Genomic DNA, 24,593 nt, shown 5'->3' on the forward strand with positions numbered 1-24,593 from the left:
TCAACACCAGATCCAGCTTCGGTCGTCCCATTGGCATGTTGGCATCTCCCGTTCGTCGATACCAACATCCTACAAAATACAGATCCGTTAACAACGGAACGGGACACTAGAAGTCCAACTGTTCTGCGGCGACGCCAAGCGCAGCGGCGATCTTTCCGCGCGACGCCTTTCGCAGCTTGTCACTGCTCTCTTGCTGTGCGTAGGCCGATTGCGAAATGCCAAGACGGCGGGCCACCTCGGCTTGCGTCAGCCCCAGATGCTCGCGCCAGGCACGGGCAGGCGTCGCACCGTCGACAGTGCGGGTGACAACGTCGTGCGGCACTAGTCCAATCTCGTTCGCGTGGCTGGCTACATACTCACCATACGGGATCACCACAAAGGCGGGCTTCCCGTCCGGCCCATTGATCACTTGGACATTAGTAGGTGCGTTCATCGCGTTTCCTCACTTCCTGAATTTCGACAATCTTGATGCCGCCATCCCAATCGAATAGAACCCGAAAATTGCCGACACGGAGCCTGTAGCCGTAGTCGTGCTTCGTCAGGGCCTTCACGTTCTGGCAATCCGGCATCGCGGCCAGATCGCCTACCGCGTCCACGACAGTCCGTTGATGCTGACGATCCAGCTTGCGGAGTTGCCTGGCTGCTTTCAGGGTCCAGTTAATCGAGTTCATGAGCACATATTATAAGCGAATTATAAGTTTTTAGAGAAGAATATAAGTTTCTCTTGGGCGACGGTTCTCGCATGAGCCAGAAACATCACGCAAGGCAGTTTGCAGACTTCGCCCGTCTGAGGCGTCACTACCTCGAAAACTCCTCAAACACCACCTGCCGCAGCCACTGGTTGGCCGGCTCCCGATTGTTCCTGGCGTGCCAGAGCACGTTGATCACGATATCGGGGATCTTCACCGGGCACGGCGCGGTCTCCAGCCCGAAGGGCTTGAGCGTGCGCGCGGCATAGGCCTCGGGCACCACTGCGATCAGGTCGGTCGTCTGCAGGATATGGCCCACCGCCACGAAGTGCGGCACGTGCAGGCGGACCTGGCGCGGCACGCCGGCGCGCTGGATCACTTCATCCACCATGCTGTGCCCGGTCCCGGCCGCCACGATGGCCACGTGCTCGGCGCTGCTGAACGCCTTGATGCTCATGCCCTCGCGCGCCAGCGGATGGCCCTGGCGGAACAGGCAGACGTAGCGCTGGCGGAACAGCCGCCGCTGGAAGAAGCCGGCCTTGAGGTCCGGCATGAACCCGATCGCCAGGTCGACGCGGCCGCTTTCCATTTCCTCGCGCAAGTTCACAGTATGGTTGCGCACCGTGCTGATGGTCACGCCGGGCGCCACCGTGGATAGCCGCTTCATCAGGTCGGGCAGGAAGTAGATCTCCCCGATATCGGTCATGGCGATGGTGAAGGCGCGCGTGCTGGTGACCGGCTCGAACACGGACTGCGCATTGAGCGTGTTGTGGATGGCGCCAAGCGCGTAGCCGATCGGCTCCGCCAGGTTCTCAGCGAACGGCGTGGGCACCATGCCCTTGGAGGTGCGCAGGAAGAGCTCGTCGCCAAGCAGCTTGCGCAGGCGATTGAGCGCGTTGCTGATGGCCGGCTGTGACGTACCGAGCGCCTCGGCCACGGCGGACACCCGGCGCAGCCGCAGCAATTCATTGAACACGACCAGCAGGTTCAGGTCGATCTCCCGCAACTCCATGTTGCCCCCCTTTATCACTCACAGTGATATGACGTATCACCTTCCTTCTATTTATTAATTCTACCTGCCACGCCAACATACGCCCATCGGCAGACGGATGCCAAGAAGAACACGTTGGAGACACCCCCATGGAAGTATCCATCCACCCACTGGACAGGACGCTGCACGCGCAGGCCGGCGACAACCTGCTGGACGTGCTGCGGGCCAACCAGGTGCCCATCTCGTATAGCTGCATGGCGGGGCGCTGTGGCACCTGCCGCTGCAAGGTCCTGGCCGGCCGCACCCAGGCGAGCGGCCCGGAGGATTCGCGCGCGCCCATGGCCGCCGGCCAGTCGGTGCTGGCGTGCCAGACCACGCTGGTAGAGAGCTGCGCGATCGAAATCCCGGAACTCGACGAAGTCGTGGTGCATCCCGCCAAGATCCTCAAGGGCACCGTGACCGCCCTGGAAGACCTGACCCATGACATCAAGCGGGTCCGTGTAGCGATTCCCAAGCCGCTCGACTTCTCGCCGGGGCAATACGCTACGCTGCAGTTCACGCCGCGCCATATCCGCCCCTACTCGATGGCGGTCGCGCATGGTACCGAGGAGCTCGAGTTCCACATCCGGCTGGTGCCCGAGGGCCGCGTCACGTCCTATGTGGCGTCGGAACTCAAGGTTGGCGATGCCATTCGCGTCAGCGGCCCGCTGGGCACGGCGTACCTGCGGCGCAAGTTCGAAGGGCCGGTGGTCTGCATCGCGGGCGGCACCGGGCTGGCCCCGATCCTGTCGATCCTGCGCGGCATGCTGGACGGCGGCATGCGCAACGAGGTGCACGTCTACTTTGGCGTTCGCACGCATGCCGACCTCTATGGCCTTGAATGGCTGCGCGAGCTGCAGGCGCGCCATGCGGCAATGCATGTGCACGTGGTGGTGGCATCGGCCGGCGACGGCAACGGCTACCGGGGCGGCGTGGTGACCAAGGCGGTCGCCGACGACTGGGCGCATATGCAGGGCTGGCGCGCCTATCTGGCGGGCGCGCCGGTCATGGTCGACGCCGCCTCCATCCTGCTCAGGCAAAGAGGCATGGACCCCGACCACATCCATGCTGACGCCTTCCACGCCAGCGGCGTCTGACACATTGAGCCCCACATCACAAACATCGCGGAGACAAACCATGCGCGAGCAAGCCATCGTATTCAAGCAGAAGGAATGGAAGGACGAAGGCTCCAGCCGGATACCGTTCTGGGCCTATACCGACGACGACATCTACCGGCAGGAGCTGGAGCGTTTCTTCTACTCCGGCCACTGGTGCTACATCGGGCTGGAAGCAGAGATCCCGAACGCCGGCGACTTCAAGCGCACCGCCATCGGCGAGCGCTCCGTCATTGCCAGCCGCGCGGCGGATGGCGAGATCTACGTGGTGGAGAACGTCTGCGCGCATCGCGGCGTACAGTTCTGCCGCGAGCGTTCCGGCAACCGCCGGGACTTCACCTGCCCCTATCACCAGTGGAACTACGACCTCAAGGGCAACCTGGTCGGCGTACCGTTCCGGCGCGGTGTGAAGCTGGACGGCAAGGTCAACGGCGGCATGCCCGCCGATTTCGATCCGAAGGCGCATGGGCTGACCAAGCTCAAGGTGGCGCGCCGCAACGGCGTGATCTTCGCCTCGTTCGACCATGAGGTGCCCGAGCTGGAGGACTATCTCGGCCCGACCATCCTGGCCTACTTCGACCGGGTCTTCGACGGCCGCAAGCTGACCATCCTCGGCTACAGCCGCCAGCACATTCCCGGCAACTGGAAGCTGATGCAGGAGAACATCAAGGACCCGTATCACCCGGGGCTGCTGCACACGTGGTTCGTGACCTTCGGGCTCTGGCGCGCCGACAACAAGTCGGAGCTCAAGATGGACGAGCACTTCCGCCACGCAGCGATGATCTCCACGCGCGGCCAGGGCGGCAAGGGCGAGGTGACCAGCGGCGTGTCCAGCTTCAAGGAACAGATGAGCCTGCACGACGACCGCTTCCTGGATGTCGTGCCCGAAGCCTGGTGGGGCGCGCCCACGGCGGTGATGATGACGCTGTTCCCCAGCGTCATCATCCAGCAGCAGGTCAACTCGGTTTCCACGCGGCATATCCAGCCAACCGGCCATGGCTCGTTCAACTTCGTGTGGACGCACTTCGGCTTCGAGGACGACGACGCCGACATGACCCGGCGCCGCCTGCGCCAGGCCAACCTGTTCGGCCCGGCCGGCTTTGTCTCGGCCGACGACGGCGAGGTGATCGAATTCTCCCAGCAGGGCTTCGAGCAAAAGCCGTTCCACCGCACGGTGGCGGAACTCGGCGGGCGCGAGATCGGCAACACGGACCACATGGTGACCGAGACGCTGATCCGCGGAATGTACAACTACTGGCGCCGCGTGATGGAGGCCTGAGACATGCTCGACTTTGAAACCTACACCCAGGTGCTGGCGCTGTACACGGACTACGCCGCCGCGCTCGACAACAACGAATGGGACAAATGGCCTGGCTTCTTCACCGAGACCTGCGTCTACAAGCTCCAGCCGCGCGAGAACCACGAAGGCGGCTTCCCGCTTGCCACGTTGTCCTTCGAGAGCCGCGGCATGCTCAAGGACCGCATCTACGGCGCCACGGAAACCATCTTCCATGATCCGTACTACCAGCGGCACGTGGTTGGCATCCCGCGCATCCTGAAGGCCGATCCCGAGCGCATCGACGCCGAAGCCAGCTACGCCGTCTTCCGCACCAAGCCGGATGGGCAATCCACCGTGTACAACGTCGGCCGCTACATCGACGTGATCCGGCGCACGGAGGACGGGCTGAAGTTCGAGTCCCGGCTATGCGTGTTCGACAGCGAGATGATCCCCAACTCGATCATCTACCCGATTTGAATGTTGCGTTTTGAGATTTGAGATTTGAGGCAGACCATGTCAAAGCAATGGACCCAGGTGATCCCGCTGGTGGCAATCCCCAAGGACGATGTCGTGGCGGTCAGCGCGCTCGGCAAGGAGATCGCGCTGTATAGCGTGGGCGACGAGATCTATGCCACGGACAACGCTTGCAGCCATGGCAACGCGCGGCTGTGCGACGGCTTCCTGGACGGGCACGAGATCGAGTGCCCGCTGCACCAGGGCAAGTTCGACGTACGCACCGGACGCGCGATGTGCGAGCCGCTGACCAGCGACATCCGGGCGTACAGCGTGAAGGTGGAGAACGGAGAGGTGTTCGTGGCGCTGTAGGCACGACGACGCCGGAGAGCCACACCAGGCACTCCGGCGCAAGAAACCCAACGCCTGCATCAGGACCTTGCCGGCGTCTCCAGCGCGGAGCGCACAACAAACGTCATGATCACCGCGAACACCAGCATGGCGGCCAGGAAGTAGAGCCCCGAGGCCAGCTTGCCCGTCGCATCCTTGATCAGCCCGATCCCGTAGGGGCCAAGGTAGCCGCCCAGGTTGGCCAGCGAGTTGATCGTCGCGATGCCCACGGCGGCGCTGGCGCCGGTCAGGAACTGGCCCGGCAGCGCCCACACCACCGCCTGGATCGAATAGATCGAGAACGCGGTCAGGCAAATGAAGAGGAACTGCAGCGCGGGCGTCTGGACCCAGGCGCTGGCCGCCATCGTGATCGCGCCCATGGCCGACACCACGATGATGTGCCAGTAGCGCTCGCCCTTGCGATCGGAATGGCGCGGCACCAGGTACAGCCCGGCTACCGCGAACAGGTACGGTACCGCCGACAGCAGGCCCGTGGTGGCATCCGTCACGCCAAACTGCTTGATGATGGTGGGCAGCCACAGCGACAAGCCGTAGATGCTGAGCGGGAACGGCAGGAACAGCAAGGCCAGCAGCAGCACGCGCTTGTCCTTGAGCGCGCCAAGCGGGTTACCGTGCGACTTGAGCGCAAACGTGGACTGGTCCGCCGCCAGCTCGCGCTCGATCCAGGCGCGGTCCGCCGGCGCCAGCCAGCGTGCCTGCGATGGAGACTCGGGCAGGATGCGCAGCGTGGGCAGGCAGAGCAGCACCGCGGGCAACCCGCTGAGCACGAACAACGTCTGCCAGTTGGTCAGGCCAAACAGCCCGCTGGTGGACAGCACCCAGCCGGCAATCGGCCCGGTGACGATCAGGGCGATGGGCTGCGCGAGCACCAACAGGCCGATGATGCGGGCGCGATGGCGCATCGGGAACCACTTGGTCAGGAAGTACAGGATGCCGGGATAGAGGCCGGCCTCGGCTGCGCCCAGCAGGAAGCGCAGCACGTAGAAGGTGCCGGCGCTGTTGATCAGGGCCATCGCCATGGTAATGACGCCCCATGTGAACAGGATGCGCGCGAACCAGCGGCGCGCGCCGAAGCGCTCCAGCGCCAGGTTGCTGGGCACCTCGCACAGGAAGTAGCCGATGAAGAACAAACCCGCGCCCAGCCCGTAGGACGCGTCGCTGATGCCTACCGCCGCATTCATGTGGAGCTTGGCAAAGCCAACCACCGAGCGGTCGATATAAGCCACCACGTAGATCAGGGCCAGGAAGGGAATCAGCTTGCGGGTCAGCATGCTGATGATGCGGCTCTCCTCGCTGGCGGCGCTGACTGGCGCATCGCCAGGCAGACCCGGAGCGCCAGGAAGCGGGACTGGCCGGTCCAGGCCGGCCGTGGGGGTGGTGTTCATCTATGTCTCCTCGAATGTTCCTGCATGTTCTTGCTTGTTCTTGCATGTTCTTGTCGGCGGCCGCTGCCGGCATCGCCGGCAGCGGCGCAATCAGTGCGAGTGGCGAGGCACCGCGGCGCCGCGGCAGCCCACCAGGAAGTCCAGGTCGCAGCCCTCGTCCGCCTGCAGCACGTGGTCCACATACAGCCGCCGGTAGCCGCCCTCCCCTGCGGCGCGCGTGTCGACACGCTCGGCCATGCGCCGTGCCAGTTCCCGCTCATCGATGTCCAGGTGCAGCGTGCCGGCCTCGCAATCGAGCTCGATCCAGTCGCCGTCCCGCACGGCGGCCAGCGGGCCGCCGGCCGCGGCCTCGGGCGCCACGTGCAGCACCACGGTGCCGTATGCCGTGCCGCTCATCCGCGCATCCGAGATGCGCACCATGTCCTTGACGCCCTGGCGCAGCAGCTTGGGCGGCAAACCCATGTTGCCGACCTCCGCCATGCCCGGATATCCCTTCGGGCCGCAGTTCTTCAGCACCATCACGGACGATGCGTCGACGTCCAGCGTTTCATCGACGATCCGCTCCTTGTAGTGCTCAAGGTTTTCGAACACCACGGCGCGGCCGCGGTGCTTGAGCAACCCGGGCGTGGCGGCGGAGGGCTTGAGCACCGCGCCGCGCGGTGCCAGGTTGCCGCGCAGCACGCGGATGCCGCCATCCGCTATCAATGGGTTGTCCAGTGGACGGATGACCTCGTCGTTGGTATTGGGCGCGTCCTTCACGTTCTGCCACAGCGTGCGGCCGTTGACGGTCAGCGCGTCCGGGTGCGGCAGCAGGTTTGCCTCGCCCAGCCGGCGCAGCACCGCGGGCAGCCCGCCGGCGTAGTAGAACTCCTCCATCAGGAAGCGGCCCGAGGGCATCAGGTCGACGATGGTGGGCGTGTCGCGGCCAATGCGCGTCCAGTCCTCGAGCTCCAGCGGCACGCCGATGCGCCCGGCGATGGCCTTCAGATGGATGACCGCGTTGGTGGAGCCACCGATCGCCGCATTGGCGCGAATCGCATTCTCGAACGCCGCGCGCGTCAGGATCTTCGACAGGGTCAGCCCTTCCTTGGCCATCTCGACAATGCGGATGCCGGACATATGCGCCAGCACGTAGCGGCGCGAATCCACGGCGGGAATGGCGGCGTTATGCGGCAGCGAAGTGCCCAGCGCTTCCGCCATGCAAGCCATGGTGGAGGCCGTGCCCATCGTGTTGCAGGTGCCGGCCGAGCGCGACATGCCGGCTTCGGCCGAGAGGAACTGATGCACATCGATCTCGCCAGCCTTGAGCGATTCATGCAGCTGCCAGACGGCCGTGCCGGAGCCAATGTTCTTGCCGTCCAGCTTGCCGTTGAGCATCGGCCCGCCCGTCACCACGATGGCCGGCACGTCGCAGCTCGCCGCGCCCATCAGCAGCGCGGGCGTGGTCTTGTCGCAGCCGGTGAGCAGCACCACGGCATCGATCGGGTTGCCGCGGATGGCCTCCTCGACGTCCATGGCCGCCAGGTTGCGCGTGAGCATGGCGGTGGGCCGCAGGTTGGACTCGCCATTGGAGAACACCGGGAATTCCACCGGGAAGCCGCCGGCCTCGTAGACACCCCGCTTGACATGCTCGGCCAGCTTGCGGAAATGCGCGTTGCAGGGCGTGAGCTCCGACCACGTGTTGCAGATGCCGATGATGGGACGGCCATCGAACTCATGATCGGGGATGCCCTGGTTCTTCATCCAGCTTCGGTACATGAAGCCATTCTTGTCGGCGGAGCCGAACCATTGGGCGGAGCGCAGCTTGGACTTGGATTCCGGCATTGGGAGACTTCCTGAATACGGGGACGATGGGACTGGACTGGGACGCGATGATAGCGGCGGCCCATGAAGGGCGCCTTGGCTACCGTGGGACCGGCGCCAAAGCAGGACGCGTCTGGGGGAGGCTGTCTCTCATCTTGCTTGAATTTGTTTTTTGAATATGGCCGGAGTGTACGGCCCGGTTTGATATCCTTCCAATGAAGATTCAGGCCTTACCCATATCACTTCGGATATCAACGTAAACCCTATGTCAACGCCCAGCCCCTGGTATATCCGCGCCCGGCTCAAGACCCGCCAGCTCCTGCTGCTGGTGGCCCTTGCCGACGAGGGCAACATCCACCGCGCCGCCGCCGTTCTCAACATGACGCAGCCGGCCGCGTCCAAGCTGCTGCGCGAGCTGGAGGAGATGCTGGAAGTCCCGCTGTTCGAGCGGCTGCCGCGCGGCATGCGCCCGACCTGGTATGGGGAAGCGATGATCCGGCACGCGCGCGCGGTGCTGGGCAGCCTGGACCAGGCGCAGGAGGAAGTGATGGCGCTCAAGGCCGGGCGGCTGGGCCATGTGGCCGTGGGCGCGATCACTTCGCCCGGCGTGAAGCTGCTGCCGCCGGCCGTTGCGCAGGTCAAGCGGGAGCAGCCCGGGCTGCGCGTGTCGCTGGAGATCGAGAACAGCAACGTGCTGCTGGAACGCCTGGCCCAGGACAAGCTGGACCTGGTGGTGGCACGCCTGTTTGCCGAGCACGACAAGCTGCACCTGCGCTATGAGCCGCTGGCGGGCGAGCCCGTGTGCGCGGCGGCGCGCCTGGGCCATCCGCTGCTGGCGCAGTCCGCGCTGACACTGCGGGATGTGGAAGATGCGGCGTGGATCGTGCCGCCGGCAGGCAGCGTGCTGCGTCACCGCTTCGACCTGATGTTCCAGCGCGCCAGCCTGATGCCGCCGACCAACGTCGTGGAAACCGCCGCGCTGCTGTTCCTGACACGCATGCTGGAACAGAGCGACATGCTGGCCGTGCTCACCGACGACGTCGCGCAGTACTACGCGCAACATGGCCTGCTCGCGATCGTGCCGCTGCCGCTGCCCTGTCATATGGACGACTTCGGCATCATCACCCGCACGGATCGATTGCTCTCGCCCGCGGCCATGCTGATGGCGCAAGCGCTACGCACGGCGAGCCACGCGGTGTATGGCGCGGCGCAGGTGCTGGATGCCGGTGCGCCGGCTTAGCAAGCTGGCAACCTGAACCCTAAAATGGCCATGACCGGCATGAGGGACTGGAAACTGGCGTCATGGCACGAGCCGTCCCGCCAGCGCGCCTCACTCCACCGCGATCGACGCGCTCTTGATCAGCGCCTGGCTGCGGCCCAGCTCGTCGCGGATGGTGCGGGCCGTTTCCTCGCCGCTGCCGCCCTTGACGACGAAGCCTTGCGCGGTGAAGAGGTCCTTGGCCTTCGGCGCGGCCAGGGCCTTGGCCATTGCCTGTTGCAGCCGCGCGGTGACGTCCTTGGGCAAGCCGGCTGGCCCGATCAGCGCGATCCACGCGTCGTAGGCATATGCCTTGACGCCGGACTCCGCCAGGGTCGGCACCGCCGGCAGGCTGTCCAGCCGCGCCGGCGTGCTGACCGCCAACGCGCGCAGCTTGCCGGCCTTGATCTGCGGCAACGCGGATGGCGTGGCCAGGAAAGCCGTGTCGATCTGCCCGCCAAGCACATCCGTCATCAGCGTGTTCACGCCCTTATAGGGCACGTGCAGCATATCGATGCCAGCCTTCGACTTGAGCAATTCGCCAGCCAGGTGCAAGACGCTGCCTTTGCCGGAAGAGCCATAAGAAAGGCTGCCCGGATGGGCCCGCGCGGCGGCGATCAGCGCCGCTACGGTCTTGTAGGGCGACCCCGCGCCGACCACCAGCACCAGCGGCGTAGTGCCGATCAGCGCCACCGGCGTGATGTCCTTCACGCTGTCGTAGGGAATATTGGGGTACAGGCCGGGATTGATGGCGTGGTTGGACGAGACCACGCCAAGCGTGTAGCCATCGGCGGCCGCGGACACGAGTTGCCGCGTGCCGGGGATGCCCGCCGCGCCGGGAAGGTTCTCCACGTAGAACGGCTGCCCGAGATCCTGGCCCATGCCCTCGGCCACCACGCGGGCCACCACATCGGCGGTGGAGCCCGGGGAATTCGGCACGATCAGGCGCACGGTCTTGGCCGGATACTTGTCGGCTGCGTGCGCCGCAGCGGCGCCGATGGCCGGTATGGCAAGGGCGGCGGCGGCAAAAAGCCGCCCCGCCGCGCGCATGGCGCGCAAGGGGATGGGGAACATGTCTGTCTCCTGTGGATGGCCGCCGGGATCTGTCGCCCGGCTTTGGATGCCGCGATTGCCCCCGCGCATGCGGGGGCTTGGGTGAACGGCTACGGCGCAGCCAGGGCGGTGGTCTCGCGCAGTTGCCCGAAGGTGCTGATCTGTCCGGCCAGCGCGCTCGCAGCCACGGTGTAGGGGCTGGCCAGCCAGACCTGGCCCGGCCCCGAGCGGCCGGGGAAATTGCGGTTGATGGCGCTGATGGTCACCTGCTCGCTGGCGGTGGAGGCGCCCGGCCCGCAGTTGGCGCACGAGCCGCAGCCCGGCATGACCAGCGTGGCGCCGGCGGCGGCGAAGGTGTCCATATAGCCGCGCGCTTCGCAGTAGTCCTTCACGCCCAGCGTGCCGAACTGCAGGAAGAGCTGGGTGCGGGGCGACACCTTGAGGCCATGATCCAGGCCCCAGCGCAGCACCTCGTGGTAGTAGTCGAAATCCTCGCGCTTGCCGGCCGTACAGGACCCGCCGTAGGCAATGTCCACCGGCACCGGCTGCGCCAGCGTGTTGGCCGCGATGCCGTTGCCGGGGTCGCCGGGACGCGCCACCATGGGCGCGATGGCGGCGGCGTCGATGCGGATCACGTCGCGGTAGGTTGCGCCTGCATCGCTGCGCATCCAGTCCTCGACGATGAAATCCACCCCGCGCCGCGCCTTCAGGAAGGCCACGGTCTTGTCATCCGGCTCGACGATGCCGGTGAAGCCGCCCAGCTCGGCGACCATATTGGTCAGCGTGGCGCGCTCGTCGATCGACAAGGCGCGCACCGTGCTGCCGGCATACTCGAACACCACGCCGATGGCCCCGCCGGAGCGGATCGCATCCATCTGCAGCAGGTAGAGCACGATGTCCTTGGCGGTCACGCCCGGCGCGAGTTCGCCCTCCACCTCCACGCGCAGGGTTTCCGGCACCTTGCAGCGCACGTAGCCCGTGACCCAGCTATTGGCAACATCGGTGGCGCCCGCGCCGAACGCCAGGCAACCCAGCGCGCCCGAATGCGGGGTGTGGGAATCGGTGCCCGCCACTACCTGCCCCGGCAGCGCGTACTGCTCAGCCATCAGCGCGTGGCAGATGCCTTCCGAGCCCGGCACGTCGCCGGGCAGCGCGTTGTGCGAGCGCACGGGGTAGTCATGCGCAAAGCTGCCATGGCCCTGCATCAGGTTGGCCACGCCTCGCAGCAAGCCGTCGCGCACGTGCGGGTAGCTCTGTGCCGCCAGCACCAGGTGGTCCTGGAAGGCAATGATGTGGTCAGGCTCGTGCAACTTCGCCGGCTTGCCGAAGGCGCGGTGCATCAGGTGCGCGCACATGCCGGTGAAATAGTCATGGGAGAAGCGCCAGTCGGCCGCCACGAACACGCCCTGGCCGCGCTCGGCGGATGCCGTGCCGGGAAGCAGATGGCGGGCGATGATTTTTTCCACCAGCGTGCGAGGCGCGGCGTCGCCGGCGCCCGCCGCGCCCAGCGCCCCCTCGCCTGCCGCCGGCCACGTCGCGGCGCGACTATACGCCAGCAAGCCGCCGGCGCGGATCACCTGCTGGGTCAGCGCGTCGCGCCCGGTCAGGAACGCCTCGATGGGGATCGCCTCGCCCGCCAGCACGCGGTCCAGCACGGTGAAATCCGTGGTGGTCAGGATGCCGATGTTGTCGCAGTTCTGCTGGTAGATGCGCTCGAAGCTCTCCGCCACGATCAGGCGGATGCCGGCCGACAGCTCCGCCAGCGGGCTGGACTCGCGCGAGGAACCCTTGCCGTAGCGCTTGCCGGCCACCGTGACGGCGAAGCCGCCGTTGCGGATGGCATCGCGGCCGATCGGCTGCTCGCCCCCCGCCTGGAACCCCACGTAAGGGAATTGCCCCAGTCGCTCATCGTAGGTGAGCATGATGGTAACCGGCGTGATCTCGTCGGTGGAGATGTTGTCGCGCAGCGGGCCGGCCTCGGCAAGGGTCATCGGCTTGCCGTCGAGTTGGGCGCGCACGCAGGCGGGATCTTGCGACAGGTACAGCACGCGGCCGTCAAAGCGGATGGTGGCTTCCATTGCGGGGGGTCTCGTTTTGATGATCCCACTATATGGTTTGGCGCGGCCGGGGCAAAGTGCGCAGTCGGCATGGCAGGCGTCTCGGTTTGCGACGGCTGGCCATTTGCTCACTTTCGCTTCGCTTTGCCCCACTTAGCCGGCCTTGTTCCCGCTCTATGCATCCCGGCAAAGAAAGCCCACCAGGGCCGAGGCGCTCGCCGAGAGATGCTCCCGGGAGTGAAACACCACCACCAATTGCCGCGTCGCCCAGGGGTCCGATAGCGGCCGTGCCACCACGTCGAGCGTATTCAGGTAGAGCTCGCCCACCTGCCGCGGCACGACGGCAATCCCCAGCCCGACATGCACCATACGGCACAAGGCATCCAGGCTCGCCACCCGGATCTTGATCTTGAGCGCCCCACTCAAGCGCGTCGCCTGCTCCGCCAACAGGCGGCTCAACGCACTCTCATCGCGCAACGCCACGAAGGTCTCGCCTAGCAAGTCCGCAAAGCCAACCTGCTGCGCCGACGCCAGTGCATGCCCGCGCGGCACCAGCACGCAAAGCTGGTCCTCCCGGTATGGCAGCGAGACGAATTGCTCCACGCCCTGGATCGCATTGCAGATGCCAAAGTCCGCGCTGCGCTCGCCCACCATGCGCAGCACCTCGGGGCTGTGCTGCTCCTCCAGCTCGATGCCGATATCGGGATACACGCGCCCAAAGGCCGCCAGGTCTTCCGGCAGGAACTGCACGATGGCGCCAAGGTTGCACACCATCCGCACATTGCCGCGCGCGCCGGAGGAAAAGCGCGACAGCTCCGCGCTTAGCGCCTCGATATTGCCGATGATGGCCTGCGCATGCCGCAGCACCGTCTCGCCCACCGGAGTCACCGTGATGCCGCGCGGATGCCGCTCGATCACCGGCAGGCCAATCAGCGTCTCGATCTCCGCAATGCGGCGGCTGACAGCCGACGGCGCAATGAATTCGCGCTCGGCCGCGCGCGCGATGTTTTGTTCCTGGCAGACCGCGACGAACAGGCGCAGCGAGGTCAGGTCAAGTTTTCTGAGCAGGTTGTCCATGGGAGCGATGCTACAACGATTGGAGCGGGCAGGAGGCCGCTTTGGCAATGCGCCAGAACAGGGGGCGCCGGGAGATCGGCCATGGGAGCCGGCCTCCCGGCGTTTGTGCCACGCACAATGGCTCGGCAAGTGGCATGCCCCGGCCGTGATAAGCAGTATTAGAGGTACCCCGTTGCTGGCACGCAGCGGCCGGATGCAGAATCGGTGCACCGGCGTGCACTTCTGCGCCTAGAATAAAAGCTTGCGTTGCCCCACCGTTCACCAGCCCAGTCTTGCGTCGTAATCCGCGCCGGTGCCGCACATCGTGCCCGCGCCCTCTTGCACGGAGACCTCGATTGCCGCTGCCCGTCGTATTCCGGTTCTCCCCGCCTTCCGTCCGGCCGTTCTGGCCGGGCGCAACAGGCCGTCTTTCGCAATCGCAATCGCAATCAAACCCGCACCGGGCTGCGCCACAGCAGCGGCATCAGCGTAATTTCAAGGAAATTCCATGGCTAACTTCAGCCCAACGCGCCGCACTTTCCTGAAGGCCAGCGTCGTGGCCGGGGTGTCGGTGTATATCGCACCGATCGGCGGCAAGGCCTTCGCGGCCCTGTTCGAGGAAAAAATCCTGGCCCCGGTCCAGTGGAACCCCAAGACCGGCGCGCCTAAATTCCGCATCGACGGCATGGCCAAGGTCACCGGCGACAAGGTCTTTGCGCGCGATATCCGCTCGCGCGACATGCCGCACTGGCCCAAGGAACAATCGCACGCCTTCATCCTGCGCACCACCAAGGCGGACCGCAGCTATGCGGGCTTCGACCTGGCGCTGCTGGGAGATGACCTCAAGCCCGACCGCGTGGTCACCGCCGCCGACTTGGCGCGCGATGGCGTGGCCTTTCCCGCCTTCTACGGCGAGGACATGCTGCTGCCGGAAGGCAAGACACCTGCCTATCTCGGCCATGCCGTGGCGATCCTGATCTATCACGACTTCGCCCGCTTCCGCTTTGCCAAGGACAAGCTCAAGTTCCACGACGAGATCATCCGTTACGGCGCCGAGACCGGCCCGCTGGAGCGCGATCCGTGGGGCACCTTCCGCTTTGTGCGGGTGGGCGGCGAGACGCCGTTCGACGACGATGTGTTCTCCAGCCTGAAGAACGCGCCGCTGTTCCCCAGCATGATGCGCAAGCACGAGCCGGTCTGGCCCGATGGCAAGGATCACGGCCAGCTTGGCGAGCAGGGCATGTACTACGCCGGCCAGATCCGCCAGCAACTTGACCAGCCGCCGGCCGACTGGCTGGTGCTGGAGCGCGAGTACAACACGCAGTCCATCGACACCGCCGCGCTGGAGCCGGATAACGCCAACTGCTGGTACGACGCCGAGGCCCAGGCGCTGCACATGGTGGTGCCGACCCAGTCGCCCATCGAAGTCGGCGAAAGCACGGCGGAGATGATGGCCAAGGCCAAGGGCGCGTTCCCCGTCAAGCAGGTGTTCGTCCATCCCTGCTACACCGTGGGCTACGGCTCCAAGGACCACTACAACTTCCCCTTCTACGGGCTGGTGACGGCGCTCTACGCCGACGGCAAGCCGGTGCGCCTGGCCAACGACCGCTTTGAGCAGTTCCAGACCTCGATCAAGCGCCACGCCTTCAAGATGCGCTACCGCATCGCGGTGGACAAGACCACCGGGCTGTTCCAGTCGTTCCAGGGCGATTTCGAGGCCAACGGCGGCGGGCGCGCCAATTTCTCGCCATCGGTGGCGATGGTGGGCGCCACCGCCGCGCAGTCGATCTATTACTTCCCGAAGAACGACCTGACCGCCGTGGCCATCGCCTCGCGCGCCATCGATGCCGGCTCGGCGCGCGGCTACGGCACGCTGCAGAGCATGGCGGCTACCGAGATGATGGTCGACGAGTTCGCCGAGCAATTGAAGCTCGACCCGATCGAATTCCGCCTGAAAAACGCGCTGCGCTCGGGCATGAAGAACACGCAGGGCGCGATCCCTGCCGGCGCGATTCGGGTGGATGAGGTGCTGGAGGCGGCCAAGGTCCATCCGCTGTGGACCAGCCGCGCAAAGCAGAAGGCCGATTTTGAAGCCAGCCATCCGGGCCGGCGCTACGGCGTGGGCTTTGCCTGCGTGCAGAAGGACTTCGGCACCGGCGCCGAGGCATCGTTCGCCAAGGTGGAGATGCGTGCGGACGGCACCATCGCGCTCAATCACTGCGGCGCGGAGATCGGCACCGGCATGTCCACTTCGCAAGCGGTCGCCGTGACCCGCTGGCTGGGCAAGCCAGCCACCGAGGTGCGCGTGGCGGTCACCGACTGGCCCGACCTGCCCGTCACCGCCACCGGCGACCCTTACCTGATGAGCCAGGCCGACCAGGACAAGCTGTCGGCCAACCCGCGCTGGTCGCCCGCGTATGCCTCGCCATCGAGCGCGACCAACTCGGCCTACTACTTCACCCATAGCACCCGTGAAGCGGCCCGCGTGGTCTTCATGCACGGACTGTGGCCGGCGGCCATGGCGATCTGGAGCCAGGGCTTCGGCGGCGGCCAGGCGGCTTCGCTGGTGGTGCGCGTGGAAGACGCGCGTTGGGTCGAAGGCAAGCTCACCGCCGGCGGCCTGCAGGCCCTGCCCTACGAGCTTTTGGCAAAGAAGGCGCACGAGCTTGGCCTGGTCACGGGCGCCACGGTGCACGTGTTCAATCGCTGGCAATGGACAGAGGCCGACTTCGAGGTCAACGGCACGGCTACCCGGCTGCCCGTCGACGGGCTGTCGGTACGCTACGGCGATGGCGCCGACGCCGCGCGCAAGGCCAGCATGACCACCAGCGGCGGCTACCAGGTGCTGGACCGCAAGAAGGTCTACATCGCCCCGACCCAGCGCAACAACGCCACCGTGACCTACTACAGCGCGGTGGGCACGCTGGTGGAGCTGTCCGTACATGAGGCTAGCGGCAAGGTGGAAATCCTCAGCCATCACTCCATCATGGAATGCGGCTCGCAGTTGTCGCCGGAACTGGTCTCCGGGCAGTTGCAGGGCGGCATCGCCATGGGCATCGGCCATGCGCTGCATGAGTTCCTGCCGCTCTACGAGGACGGGCCCGGCAACGGCACCTGGAACTTCAACCGCTATCCGCTGCCGCGCGCCAGCGACGTGGCCGTGTGGTCGCAAACCGGGATGGTATTGCCGCCCGTATCCGAAACCGATCCGCCCAAGGGCATCGCCGAAGTGGTGATGATTCCGGTGGTGGGCGCCATCGTCAACGGCATCGCGCATGCCATCGGCCACCGCTTCACCGCCCTGCCGGTCAGCGCCGAAAAGATTCAGGAGATCCTGGCATGAGCATCGCCACCCAACCGCTTTCCCTCAACATCAACGGCAAGGACGTAGGCCCCATCGATGTGCCGGAAGGCCTGATGATGATCGACTTCCTGCACGAGTACCTGGCGCTCACCGGCTCGCGCCTGGGCTGCGGCCAGGGCATCTGCCACGCCTGTGTGGTGATCCACGACAAGGCCGACGGCAGCAGTGAGGAAGTGCGCGCCTGCATCACCGGCGCGCATTACTTCCAGGGCAAGAAGGTGCGCACGGTGGAAGGCCACGCCAAGCGCAACGACAAGGGCGAGGTGGTGGAGCTGTCGCCGGTGCAGCAGAAGTTCCTGGAGCACTTCAGCTTCCAGTGCGGCTACTGCACGCCCGGCTTCGTCAACGGCGCGACCATCCTGGTGGAGCGCCTGAAGCGCCAGCCGGTGGCCAGAGGCAAGGTGGATGAGACCATTACCGCGGCGCTCAACGACCATATCTGCCGCTGCACTGGCTATGTGCGCTACTTCGAAGCCGTCAAGGACGTGGTGGTCAACACCCCGGGCCTGGTAAAGGAAGACAAGTGATGATGAGCCAGCCCGACTTCCTTCGACACGCGCGCACCACGCTGGCGGCCATGGCCGCGCTGGGCGCAGCCCTGCTGGCCGGCTGCGGCGACCACGCCGCCCCGATCGATACCGCCGCCGACCAGCAGCCCGCCACCAAGCTCTCGCCCGCCGACCAGATCGCGCGCGGGCGCTACCTGGTGCGCGCCGCCGATTGCGCCGCCTGCCATACCAGCGCCCAGGGCGCGCCGTTTGCCGGCGGGGTCGCCCTGGCCTCGCCGTTCGGCACCTTCTACGGCACCAACATCACCCCGGACAAGGACCACGGCATCGGCAAATGGAGCGCCGACGATTTCTACAAGGCGCTGCACGATGGGGCCACGCCGGACAAGCACCTCTACCCGGCCATGCCCTACACCTCGTATCGCGGCCTGTCGCGCGGCGACTCCGATGCGATGTACGCCTACCTGATGCAGGTCAAGCCGGTGGCCGTGGCCAACCGACCGCACGACCTCAGCTTCCCGTACAACATGCGCGTGACCCTGATCGGCTGGAACCTGCTGTTCCTGAAAGACAAGCTGCCCGATGCCTCAGCCGGCCAGACGCCGGCCTGGCAGCGCGGCCGCTACCTGTCCAACGCGCTGGGCCACTGCGCCGAATGCCACACGCCGCGCGCCATGTTCGGCCGCCTGGACGCGGCCAAGCCACTGGCCGGCGCCGCGCTCGGCCGCGTGGCCGCGCCGGACATCACGCCCGCCGGCCTGGCCGCGCGCGGCTGGACGGGCGCCGACCTGCAGAACTTCTTCGCCACCGGCGTGGCGCCGCAGGGCTCGGCTTACGGCGAGATGTTCCCCGTGGTCCATCTCAGCAGCCAGTACCTGAACAAGGCCGACCTCGCCGCGATGTCGACCTACCTGCTGGGCGACCAGCCGCCGCAGCCCCAGCCGCTCAAGCCGGCCAGCGCGGACGCAGCCCAGCTCAAGCCGGGGCGCCAGCACTACCTGGCCGTGTGCGCCGGCTGCCACGGCCGCGAGGGCGAGGGCAAGCCGCATGTGGCGGTGGCGATGCTGGGCAACGCCACCGTGCGCAATGCCGATCCGCACAACCTGATCGTGTCGCTGCTCGACGGCATCGAGGCGCAGAAATTCCCCGGGCTGGAAAGCATGCAGGACATGCCCGGCTTTGCCTCCCGCCTGAGCGACACGGAACTGGCCGCCTTGGCCAACTACCTGCGCGCGAGCTATGGCGGACAGCCCGGCGACGTGAGCGCGGACAAGGTGAAGGCGCTACGCGCGGAAGCGGGCAAGGGGCATTGAGGCAGAGCGCCGGCGCGGTTGTGCCGGTGCCCGGCTCCCGGCGCCCCTATTCGACCCACTCCATCGTGGAAAACGTATCGATGGCGGCCTGCTTGACGGCAGCGACCGCGGGGTCGCGAATGACATCCATGCGCCAGCCAGCCCAGCTCGATGGGGACCGTCGTGTTGCCATCAGAGAGCTGGGACGACTGGCTGGTGTGCCGAGATCCCGAGGCTGCCAGGCGCTGCCAGGACCCCTACTCGGCCGAGCGCATGGAAGGCGGCTCTCCGTAGCGATAGCCCCTCGCCTGCTCGCTAAACCAGCAACGACCGCTTGTTTTCCAGAAACGCCCAATCGTCGGCATCCGGCAGCGGTCCGTCCCCAATCTTCACCACCGGCCACTTCTGCGCCAACTTGTCATTGAGTTCGACGAAGCCGAGCTCTTCCTCTGTCAGGTCATAGTCATTCTTGATGGCATTGACCGGGCACACCAGGGTGCAGATCGTGCAATTCAGGCAGACCGACGGGTCGATCACCATAAAGTTCGGGCCCTGATGGAACGCATGCACGGGGCAGACTTCCGCGCAATCTCCATAGCGGCAGTTGATGCAAGCTTCAGTAACGACGCAAGCCATGGCTACTCCAATGACAAATCCCGGAGCACCGGGCCCCGGGGATAGGACGCCGGCAATTTCAGGAAGTCTTGCGGAAGCCGGCCGTACCAAAGAAGACGTTCGGCTTGCGATAGACCGCGAACAGCAGGCAGCCCTCGTCGGAGCGGGTTTCGTGCAAAGAACCGGGCTGGCGCCAGACGAACTGGCCGGCGCGGCAGATCCCGTCGTGATCGTAGAACGATCCCTCGAGCACATAGCTTTGTTCGATCTCCGGATGCTTGTGGAACGGCAGCACCGCGCCCGGCTCCCACTTGAGGAGCACCGTCATTTCGCCGGCGGCGTCGTTGCGATACAGGACTTTCATCGAGATCTTCTCGAACTGGGAGGGCTCCCATTCGAGGGTGTCTGGATCGACATAGACCGAGCCGCCGGGGGTCGGCTCCAGTTTGCCCTTCAATCGTTCGCTGAAGTGTTGATTCTCAATCACGGCAGTCTCCTCTGGACAATTAAGGTAAGTGCAAGCGCGTAAACACGATGCGCCGCACGGAAACTAATTTATCCCACAGTTTCCCATTGGTCAACCTTTCTTCAGTTTTGCCGATAATGTGTGCACTTAAAGTCTCATTAGTTTCCTTGTTTACCCTACTTTGCTTGAAAATGTTTCCCGAACGGCTACCATGAACACGCAGTCCTCGTGAGACTGCGCCCCCGAAGCCATGACAAGCAGGAAACAAGAGACAGGAGACACCGATGGATGCATACACGAACATGGAGGGCGCTGCGGGCTTGGCCGACACAGCGCACCGATCCAGCAGCAGGGACAGCATGAGCAAGGTGGTGACGGCCAGCGTCATCGGCACCATGGTCGAGTGGTACGACTTCTTGCTCTATGGCACAGCCGCCGCGCTGGTGTTCAACAAGCTGTTCTTTCCGTCGCTAGACCCGTTGATGGGGACCATGGCCGCGCTGGGATCGTTTGCCGTTGGCTTTATCGCGCGCCCCCTGGGCGGTGTCGTATTCGGACACTTCGGCGACAAGGTCGGCCGCAAGACCATGCTGATGACGACGATGTTCCTCATGGGCGGCGGCACGTTCGCCATCGGCTTGCTCCCCACCTACGGCCAGATTGGCATCTGGGCGCCGGTGCTGCTGATCTTGCTGCGCGTGATCCAGGGCATCGGCATCGGCGGGGAGTGGGGCGGCGCGGCGCTGATGGTGATCGAGCATGCGCCGCGAGACAAGCGCGGTTTCTATGGGAGCCTGGTGCAGATGGGATTCCCGCTGGGCATGCTTGCCTCTACCGGCATCTTTGCCTACCTGAGCAGGATGGCCGACACCGACTTCCTGTCGTGGGGCTGGCGCGTCCCGTTCCTGCTGAGCGCCATCCTTGTCTTCCTGGGTTTTTATATCCGCCTGAAGGTCTCGGAGTCCCCGGTCTTTGCCGCGGCGGCGCAAGAGAAGGAGCCGCCGAAGATCCCGCTGTTCGAGGTACTGACCAAGCACCGCCGCAACCTCATCATCAGCATTGGATTGAAAGTCTGCGAAGTTGCCTGGGTTTATATCCTCACGGTGTTCGTCGTCGTGTACGGGACCACAGTACTGAAGATTCCCAAGACGGTCATTTTGGACGGCGTGCTGCTCGGTGCCGCGCTTGAACTGCTGACGATCCCGTTGTTCGGCCATCTGTCGGACCGCTGGGGCAGGCGCCCGCTGTATTTCCTGGGATCCATTTTCACCATCGCGGCGGCCTATCCGCTGTTCATGTGCATCCAGACCGGCAATCCCGTGATCATCGCGCTGGCCGTGGCAATCTGCATGAACCTGGGCCACGGCTCCATGTATGGTCCGCAAGCCGCCCTGCTTCCCGAACTGTTCGGCACCAAGGTACGCTACAGCGGAGCATCGCTGGGGTGCCAGGTGGCGGCAGGCATCGGGGGCGGCCTTGCGCCCATGCTGGCGACCGCCCTGCTGGCCAGGCAAGGACATTTCGTCGGCGTGGCCATCATGATTGCCGTGCTCGGTCTCGTTACGCTGATCGCTACTGCGGCCAGCACTGAAACCTATCGGGACAACCTGTACGAATCCTGACGGATGACTGCTTGCGGTGCCGTCGCCTTCCTGGCACAAGGGCGGCGCAAGCAGTGCCAAAACCGCCTGGGCAACAGACGCCGCGCAACAAGGCTTACAATTCCAACCGGGAAACTTGCCCAAGTTTCCCATTCCCCTACCAGACGGGCGAACGGAACTTGCAAGCCATGACGGCAAAAACCCTCGATAGAACACGTCTCGCATCACGGCAGAAGCAAGCCGCCCAGGATGTGAGCGCGGCGCCGATAGATGATGAAGAAGCCGTATGCCTGCGTCTGCGCACAGCACGCATCGAACACGGCCTTACGCTTGAAGCCCTTGCGGAGCTATCCGGATTCACAAAAGGCTATCTATCCAAGATCGAGAACGGAAAAAAGGCGCCGCCGATTGGTTCGCTTGCACGCATCGCACGCGCCATGGGCATGGAGCTGAGCTATTTCTTTGTCGACGCGGATGCCGCGGACGCGGTCTCGCCCGAAGGTGCCGACGCGCCCGTCTCCGTGGTGCATCATTGGGAGCGCAAACCCGTGTTTCGCGGCGGCAGCGCCTACGGGTACGACTATGTGAGCCTGGCGCACAAGAAGCAGCGCAAGCACATGGATCCCTTCATGTTTACCTTCCCCTCCGAGATCAATCTCGACTTCTTCTTCGAGCACGCGGGAGAGGAATTCGTCTTTCTCCTGTCGGGGAAAGTCGAATTCGAGTTCAAGGTCAAAGGCAAGCTTCAACGCTGCATCCTGGAAGCTGGCGACAGCCTTTACTTCGAGTCCAGCACGCCGCATCGGGGCCGCGCCCTGGAGGGCGATGCACAGGCTGTGGTGGTTGTGATGGAGCCCGCCGAGCCTGACCCCAAGTGATACGCGGTAAAACACCATCCACGCGCGCGAAGGAAATAAGTTGCCCGCAAGGAAACATTGTCATAAGATTGGGAAACAACCCACTCGGAGACAACACCATGCACGTCGCGGTCGTTTTGTATGAACACATTGAACCCATCGAACTCGCTGTCATCGGGACGCTATCGATGGCGAAGCGAGTGACGGACAAGCTCTCATATTTCACCGTCTCAGAGCACGGCGGCATGGTCCGGTTGCAGAACGGCCTGCGCGTTGAAACCGACTACGCGTTCGCCGATGCGCCGGCGGCGGATGTCGTGATCGTGACCGGCGGCCCGGGCTGGCGCGAGCAGGTAGATAACGATGCCATGCTTTCGTTTATCCGCCGGCGTCACGCCAGCGGCGAGCCCGTGGCGAGCGTCTGTACGGGCGCCATGATCCTCGGGGCCTCCGGCTTGCTCGAAGGCAAGACCGCCACGACAAAGTTTCCCGTCACCGGACCCGAGGAATGCCCGGTCACCACCCTTGCCAGACTGTATCCGGAGACGCAAGCCGTCCAGGCGCTGGTGGTCGACGAGGGCGATGTCATTACCGGCGGCGGCGTGACGCTCGGCATTGATCTGACGCTCTACCTCCTTGAGCGGCACCTCGGCTCCGAGGTGGGCTACGAGACAGCCCGCATCATGGAGTACGACGCGGCGCTGGACGCCAACCGGCGGCGCCTGCCGACGCTCAGGCATGCTGCCTGACCCGTTGCTTGCCCCGCGTCGGCCACGAAACGCCGCTGGGCATCCAAAGCTCCCCCGGTGGACGGGCCCAGGCTGTCGCGCAGTAGCAAACACCCGGTGTTGTTGTGTTGGTTCGCACCCGCCAGATCCGGGCCGACGCGCGCTGGGCTTTGACGCCACGCTTCGCGCTCCAAAAATCTCTCTCCAAAGCCCCGCCTAGGTTTGCAGGCGATTCACGATGGCGTGGCCCGCCTTGGCACGCTCCATGCGTTTGTACCTCCCGAGCGCAGCACAGATGCTCAACCCAAACGAACCAAAGTCCCAATCGCTCCCAAGGAGAACTGCCATGACTACCACCCTCGCCATCAAGGACCTGTCCGTCACCGAAGAACTCGACACCCGCGCCATGCGCGCGGTGCGCGGCGGCTTCGTGCCTTTCATGCCCGTCTTCAGCCTGACCAAGATCGACTCGTCCTTCAACGCCTCGCAGTTGATCGGCCAGACGCAGAACGTCGTGAACATGAACGGCAACAACGCCGCCTTCGTGACCGACATCAAGTCCCGTGTCGACTCGACCCAGAACGCCCACAACAACATTTATTGAACGGTCCCGGCACCCGCGCGAGGCGGCCCCGCCGCCTCCGCCGCCTCCGCTGCCAGCCGGTTCCAGCCATTTCCAACCAGTTCCAGTGATCAAGTGAAGTGTAGGAGAACCATCATGTCATCCCTCATCGTGCGCGACCTCGCCCTGAACCAAGACCTCGACAGCAAGTCCCTGGCCGCGGTGCGCGGCGGCAATTCCTGGTTGCAAGGACTGGGCCCGGTGGCCAACGTCAATGTCAACGTCAACCAGAACATCGCCCAGTTGCAGAGCATCAACGTGAACACGCTCAACAACGTCGGCGTGATCGGCTCCGGCTTCGGCCCGCTGAGCATCGACGTCAACCCGTCGCAATGGGCCGCCACCCACGCCAAGGTATGAACTGCAGGCGCCCCCGCCTGGGGTACTTGGGCATAGTGCCCGTCGATGCATGACGCTGTGCAGCCGGTGCTGGCGTATCTGATGGTGTATCCGGACTGGATGACCTGGTTGCGCCCGCTAGTGCAATCAATGAGGCGTTCTGGCTTGCGACAGGGCCGCGCTTTGTTGGACCAATGCCGCCTGCGGTATAGTCCTCGCGTTCAATTTCGCGGAGAGATAGCATGGCTGAGGCAAAGGTGCGGGTGTCGCATATTGCTGTTCCTGGCAACTTGAGTGTCTTGAAACTCAAATCGTATCTCCGGACTGCTGTTGCCGATGCGGCGGACACTGAGAGCGAGGCGAAGATCCTGTTGATCAAGGTGCTGGTCCCCCGTCCGCTCGGCTTGCGTGCCGGGAAAAGCTTTTTGACAAGGTGCTCCAGGGCATTGTTGACAAAGATCCGCGTGTTACCCGCGTCTCGGTTGAGTTCGTCGACGGTGAAGTTACGCCGCAGGCTATTGACGCGAGTATGGTGGGAATCCAAAAGGAGCTGGATGAGTTCGGGCACTTCCTGGATGAACGCTCAGTGGATGTGAGCCGGGATTAACGGT

25 protein-coding genes are annotated in these 24,593 nt (G+C 64.9%); 14 read left to right on the plus strand and 11 right to left on the minus strand.

All coding sequences use genetic code 11. The features are described 5' to 3' along the window. Positions 1-106: 106 nt before the first annotated feature. From ACGLHR_RS06875 to ACGLHR_RS06885, 3 genes are all read right to left on the minus strand, one after another. On the minus strand, positions 107-433 hold the full coding sequence (locus ACGLHR_RS06875; RefSeq protein WP_318234508.1) for a helix-turn-helix transcriptional regulator: 327 nt from the start codon (positions 431-433) through the stop codon (positions 107-109). Then, the gene (locus ACGLHR_RS06880; protein WP_318234507.1) at positions 417-671 is read right to left on the minus strand and encodes a type II toxin-antitoxin system RelE/ParE family toxin; all 255 of its coding nucleotides are present in this window, start codon (positions 669-671) and stop codon (positions 417-419) included. Before ACGLHR_RS06880 ends, ACGLHR_RS06875 begins: the two co-directional genes overlap by 17 nt. A gap of 127 nt (positions 672-798) precedes the next feature. Continuing rightward, entirely contained in the window at positions 799-1,701 is a 903-nt protein-coding gene (locus ACGLHR_RS06885; protein ID WP_400092845.1) for a LysR family transcriptional regulator, read from the minus strand. Between the two features lie 128 nt (positions 1,702-1,829). Between ACGLHR_RS06885 and ACGLHR_RS06890 the strand changes: the two genes are divergently transcribed. Genes ACGLHR_RS06890 through ACGLHR_RS06905 form a run of 4 tightly spaced genes read left to right on the plus strand, consistent with a single transcriptional unit; the run spans position 1,830 to position 4,938 of the window. Next, a complete protein-coding gene (locus ACGLHR_RS06890; RefSeq protein WP_400092847.1) occupies positions 1,830-2,816 on the plus strand; it encodes a 2Fe-2S iron-sulfur cluster-binding protein in 987 nt (328 codons plus the stop codon). A gap of 40 nt (positions 2,817-2,856) precedes the next feature. Beyond that, positions 2,857-4,113, plus strand: coding sequence for an aromatic ring-hydroxylating dioxygenase subunit alpha (locus tag ACGLHR_RS06895; protein WP_400092849.1), 1,257 nt, complete (start codon positions 2,857-2,859; stop codon positions 4,111-4,113). 3 nt (positions 4,114-4,116) lie between these two features. Continuing rightward, positions 4,117-4,590, plus strand: a complete 474-nt coding sequence (locus ACGLHR_RS06900) for an aromatic-ring-hydroxylating dioxygenase subunit beta (RefSeq protein ID WP_400092850.1) — start codon at positions 4,117-4,119, stop codon at positions 4,588-4,590. A gap of 36 nt (positions 4,591-4,626) precedes the next feature. After that, complete coding sequence (locus ACGLHR_RS06905; RefSeq protein ID WP_400092852.1) at positions 4,627-4,938, plus strand: non-heme iron oxygenase ferredoxin subunit; 312 nt, start codon at positions 4,627-4,629, stop codon at positions 4,936-4,938. A gap of 59 nt (positions 4,939-4,997) precedes the next feature. Here the strand turns inward: ACGLHR_RS06905 and ACGLHR_RS06910 are convergent, their stop codons facing one another. Continuing rightward, positions 4,998-6,362, minus strand: coding sequence for an MFS transporter (locus ACGLHR_RS06910; protein WP_318234501.1), 1,365 nt, complete (start codon positions 6,360-6,362; stop codon positions 4,998-5,000). 90 nt (positions 6,363-6,452) lie between these two features. Continuing rightward, entirely contained in the window at positions 6,453-8,186 is a 1,734-nt protein-coding gene (locus ACGLHR_RS06915; RefSeq protein ID WP_400092854.1) for an IlvD/Edd family dehydratase, read from the minus strand. Positions 8,187-8,430: 244 nt separating this feature from the next. Here ACGLHR_RS06915 and ACGLHR_RS06920 point away from each other — a divergent pair, with 244 nt between their 5' ends. Further along, positions 8,431-9,405, plus strand: coding sequence for a LysR family transcriptional regulator (locus tag ACGLHR_RS06920; RefSeq protein ID WP_400092855.1), 975 nt, complete (start codon positions 8,431-8,433; stop codon positions 9,403-9,405). Between the two features lie 90 nt (positions 9,406-9,495). On the opposite strand, the gene ACGLHR_RS06925 is transcribed toward ACGLHR_RS06920, so the two are convergent. The 3 genes from ACGLHR_RS06925 to ACGLHR_RS06935 form a co-directional block, all read right to left on the minus strand. Further along, entirely contained in the window at positions 9,496-10,497 is a 1,002-nt protein-coding gene (locus ACGLHR_RS06925; RefSeq protein WP_400092857.1) for a tripartite tricarboxylate transporter substrate binding protein, read from the minus strand. An 89-nt stretch (positions 10,498-10,586) separates the two neighbouring features. Further along, on the minus strand, positions 10,587-12,554 hold the full coding sequence (locus tag ACGLHR_RS06930; RefSeq protein ID WP_400092858.1) for an aconitase family protein: 1,968 nt from the start codon (positions 12,552-12,554) through the stop codon (positions 10,587-10,589). Positions 12,555-12,707: 153 nt separating this feature from the next. Next, the gene (locus ACGLHR_RS06935; protein ID WP_400092859.1) at positions 12,708-13,610 is read right to left on the minus strand and encodes a LysR family transcriptional regulator; all 903 of its coding nucleotides are present in this window, start codon (positions 13,608-13,610) and stop codon (positions 12,708-12,710) included. Between the two features lie 487 nt (positions 13,611-14,097). Here ACGLHR_RS06935 and ACGLHR_RS06940 point away from each other — a divergent pair, with 487 nt between their 5' ends. From ACGLHR_RS06940 to ACGLHR_RS06950, 3 genes are read left to right on the plus strand one after another with little or no spacing between them, the layout of a single operon-like run. Beyond that, entirely contained in the window at positions 14,098-16,932 is a 2,835-nt protein-coding gene (locus ACGLHR_RS06940) for a xanthine dehydrogenase family protein molybdopterin-binding subunit (protein ID WP_400092861.1), read from the plus strand. Further along, positions 16,929-17,480: a (2Fe-2S)-binding protein gene (locus ACGLHR_RS06945; RefSeq protein WP_400092862.1), complete on the plus strand. Its 552-nt coding sequence runs from the start codon at positions 16,929-16,931 to the stop codon at positions 17,478-17,480. The genes ACGLHR_RS06940 and ACGLHR_RS06945 overlap by 4 nt, the downstream gene beginning before the upstream one ends. Next, complete coding sequence (locus tag ACGLHR_RS06950; RefSeq protein ID WP_400092863.1) at positions 17,480-18,775, plus strand: c-type cytochrome; 1,296 nt, start codon at positions 17,480-17,482, stop codon at positions 18,773-18,775. The genes ACGLHR_RS06945 and ACGLHR_RS06950 overlap by 1 nt, the downstream gene beginning before the upstream one ends. A gap of 46 nt (positions 18,776-18,821) precedes the next feature. Here ACGLHR_RS06950 and ACGLHR_RS06955 read toward each other — a convergent pair whose 3' ends face one another. The 3 genes from ACGLHR_RS06955 to ACGLHR_RS06965 all read right to left on the minus strand — a co-directional run bounded on the left by ACGLHR_RS06955 (position 18,822) and on the right by ACGLHR_RS06965 (position 19,856). Continuing rightward, positions 18,822-18,947 carry a hypothetical protein gene (locus ACGLHR_RS06955; RefSeq protein ID WP_400092864.1) on the minus strand — a complete coding sequence of 42 codons (126 nt, stop codon included), beginning with the start codon at positions 18,945-18,947 and terminating at the stop codon, positions 18,822-18,824. 122 nt (positions 18,948-19,069) lie between these two features. Continuing rightward, on the minus strand, positions 19,070-19,390 hold the full coding sequence (locus ACGLHR_RS06960) for a DUF3470 domain-containing protein (RefSeq protein WP_400092866.1): 321 nt from the start codon (positions 19,388-19,390) through the stop codon (positions 19,070-19,072). A gap of 58 nt (positions 19,391-19,448) precedes the next feature. Then, entirely contained in the window at positions 19,449-19,856 is a 408-nt protein-coding gene (locus ACGLHR_RS06965; RefSeq protein WP_400092867.1) for a cupin domain-containing protein, read from the minus strand. Between the two features lie 263 nt (positions 19,857-20,119). On the opposite strand from ACGLHR_RS06965, the gene ACGLHR_RS06970 reads away from it, so the two are divergent. From ACGLHR_RS06970 to ACGLHR_RS06995, 6 genes are all read left to right on the plus strand, one after another. Beyond that, a complete protein-coding gene (locus ACGLHR_RS06970; protein ID WP_400092869.1) occupies positions 20,120-21,457 on the plus strand; it encodes an MFS transporter in 1,338 nt (445 codons plus the stop codon). 167 nt (positions 21,458-21,624) lie between these two features. Beyond that, the gene (locus ACGLHR_RS06975; RefSeq protein ID WP_400092962.1) at positions 21,625-22,314 is read left to right on the plus strand and encodes a helix-turn-helix domain-containing protein; all 690 of its coding nucleotides are present in this window, start codon (positions 21,625-21,627) and stop codon (positions 22,312-22,314) included. Between the two features lie 98 nt (positions 22,315-22,412). After that, complete coding sequence (locus ACGLHR_RS06980; RefSeq protein WP_400092871.1) at positions 22,413-23,042, plus strand: DJ-1/PfpI family protein; 630 nt, start codon at positions 22,413-22,415, stop codon at positions 23,040-23,042. Positions 23,043-23,367: 325 nt separating this feature from the next. Further along, positions 23,368-23,625, plus strand: coding sequence for a hypothetical protein (locus ACGLHR_RS06985; RefSeq protein WP_400092872.1), 258 nt, complete (start codon positions 23,368-23,370; stop codon positions 23,623-23,625). Positions 23,626-23,739: 114 nt separating this feature from the next. Beyond that, positions 23,740-24,003, plus strand: a complete 264-nt coding sequence (locus ACGLHR_RS06990) for a hypothetical protein (RefSeq protein ID WP_318234491.1) — start codon at positions 23,740-23,742, stop codon at positions 24,001-24,003. Between the two features lie 221 nt (positions 24,004-24,224). Next, entirely contained in the window at positions 24,225-24,578 is a 354-nt protein-coding gene (locus tag ACGLHR_RS06995; RefSeq protein WP_400092874.1) for a hypothetical protein, read from the plus strand. The last annotated feature ends 15 nt before the right edge of the window (positions 24,579-24,593 follow it).

The sequence above is a fragment of the Cupriavidus sp. CuC1 genome, from assembly GCF_044627735.1.
GTDB classification, from domain to species: Bacteria; Pseudomonadota; Gammaproteobacteria; order Burkholderiales; family Burkholderiaceae; genus Cupriavidus; species Cupriavidus ulmosensis.

Bases quoted from the DNA above. Each gene is read 5' to 3' on its own strand.
- ACGLHR_RS06950 (WP_400092863.1), top strand. From the start codon at position 17,480: ATGATGAGCCAGCCCGACTTCCTTCGACACGCGCGCACCACGCTGGCG.
- ACGLHR_RS06910 (WP_318234501.1), bottom strand. From the start codon at position 6,362: ATGAACACCACCCCCACGGCCGGCCTGGACCGGCCAGTCCCGCTTCCT.
- ACGLHR_RS06930 (WP_400092858.1), bottom strand. From the start codon at position 12,554: ATGGAAGCCACCATCCGCTTTGACGGCCGCGTGCTGTACCTGTCGCAA.
- ACGLHR_RS06915 (WP_400092854.1), bottom strand. From the start codon at position 8,186: ATGCCGGAATCCAAGTCCAAGCTGCGCTCCGCCCAATGGTTCGGCTCC.
- ACGLHR_RS06990 (WP_318234491.1), top strand. From the start codon at position 23,740: ATGTCATCCCTCATCGTGCGCGACCTCGCCCTGAACCAAGACCTCGAC.
- ACGLHR_RS06985 (WP_400092872.1), top strand. From the start codon at position 23,368: ATGACTACCACCCTCGCCATCAAGGACCTGTCCGTCACCGAAGAACTC.
- ACGLHR_RS06875 (WP_318234508.1), bottom strand. From the start codon at position 433: ATGAACGCACCTACTAATGTCCAAGTGATCAATGGGCCGGACGGGAAG.
- ACGLHR_RS06935 (WP_400092859.1), bottom strand. From the start codon at position 13,610: ATGGACAACCTGCTCAGAAAACTTGACCTGACCTCGCTGCGCCTGTTC.
- ACGLHR_RS06900 (WP_400092850.1), top strand. From the start codon at position 4,117: ATGCTCGACTTTGAAACCTACACCCAGGTGCTGGCGCTGTACACGGAC.
- ACGLHR_RS06995 (WP_400092874.1), top strand. From the start codon at position 24,225: ATGGCTGAGGCAAAGGTGCGGGTGTCGCATATTGCTGTTCCTGGCAAC.
- ACGLHR_RS06890 (WP_400092847.1), top strand. From the start codon at position 1,830: ATGGAAGTATCCATCCACCCACTGGACAGGACGCTGCACGCGCAGGCC.
- ACGLHR_RS06970 (WP_400092869.1), top strand. From the start codon at position 20,120: ATGGATGCATACACGAACATGGAGGGCGCTGCGGGCTTGGCCGACACA.
- ACGLHR_RS06955 (WP_400092864.1), bottom strand. From the start codon at position 18,947: ATGGCAACACGACGGTCCCCATCGAGCTGGGCTGGCTGGCGCATGGAT.
- ACGLHR_RS06895 (WP_400092849.1), top strand. From the start codon at position 2,857: ATGCGCGAGCAAGCCATCGTATTCAAGCAGAAGGAATGGAAGGACGAA.
- ACGLHR_RS06920 (WP_400092855.1), top strand. From the start codon at position 8,431: ATGTCAACGCCCAGCCCCTGGTATATCCGCGCCCGGCTCAAGACCCGC.
- ACGLHR_RS06880 (WP_318234507.1), bottom strand. From the start codon at position 671: ATGAACTCGATTAACTGGACCCTGAAAGCAGCCAGGCAACTCCGCAAG.
- ACGLHR_RS06975 (WP_400092962.1), top strand. From the start codon at position 21,625: ATGACGGCAAAAACCCTCGATAGAACACGTCTCGCATCACGGCAGAAG.
- ACGLHR_RS06940 (WP_400092861.1), top strand. From the start codon at position 14,098: ATGGCTAACTTCAGCCCAACGCGCCGCACTTTCCTGAAGGCCAGCGTC.
- ACGLHR_RS06905 (WP_400092852.1), top strand. From the start codon at position 4,627: ATGTCAAAGCAATGGACCCAGGTGATCCCGCTGGTGGCAATCCCCAAG.
- ACGLHR_RS06980 (WP_400092871.1), top strand. From the start codon at position 22,413: ATGCACGTCGCGGTCGTTTTGTATGAACACATTGAACCCATCGAACTC.
- ACGLHR_RS06945 (WP_400092862.1), top strand. From the start codon at position 16,929: ATGAGCATCGCCACCCAACCGCTTTCCCTCAACATCAACGGCAAGGAC.
- ACGLHR_RS06960 (WP_400092866.1), bottom strand. From the start codon at position 19,390: ATGGCTTGCGTCGTTACTGAAGCTTGCATCAACTGCCGCTATGGAGAT.
- ACGLHR_RS06925 (WP_400092857.1), bottom strand. From the start codon at position 10,497: ATGTTCCCCATCCCCTTGCGCGCCATGCGCGCGGCGGGGCGGCTTTTT.
- ACGLHR_RS06885 (WP_400092845.1), bottom strand. From the start codon at position 1,701: ATGGAGTTGCGGGAGATCGACCTGAACCTGCTGGTCGTGTTCAATGAA.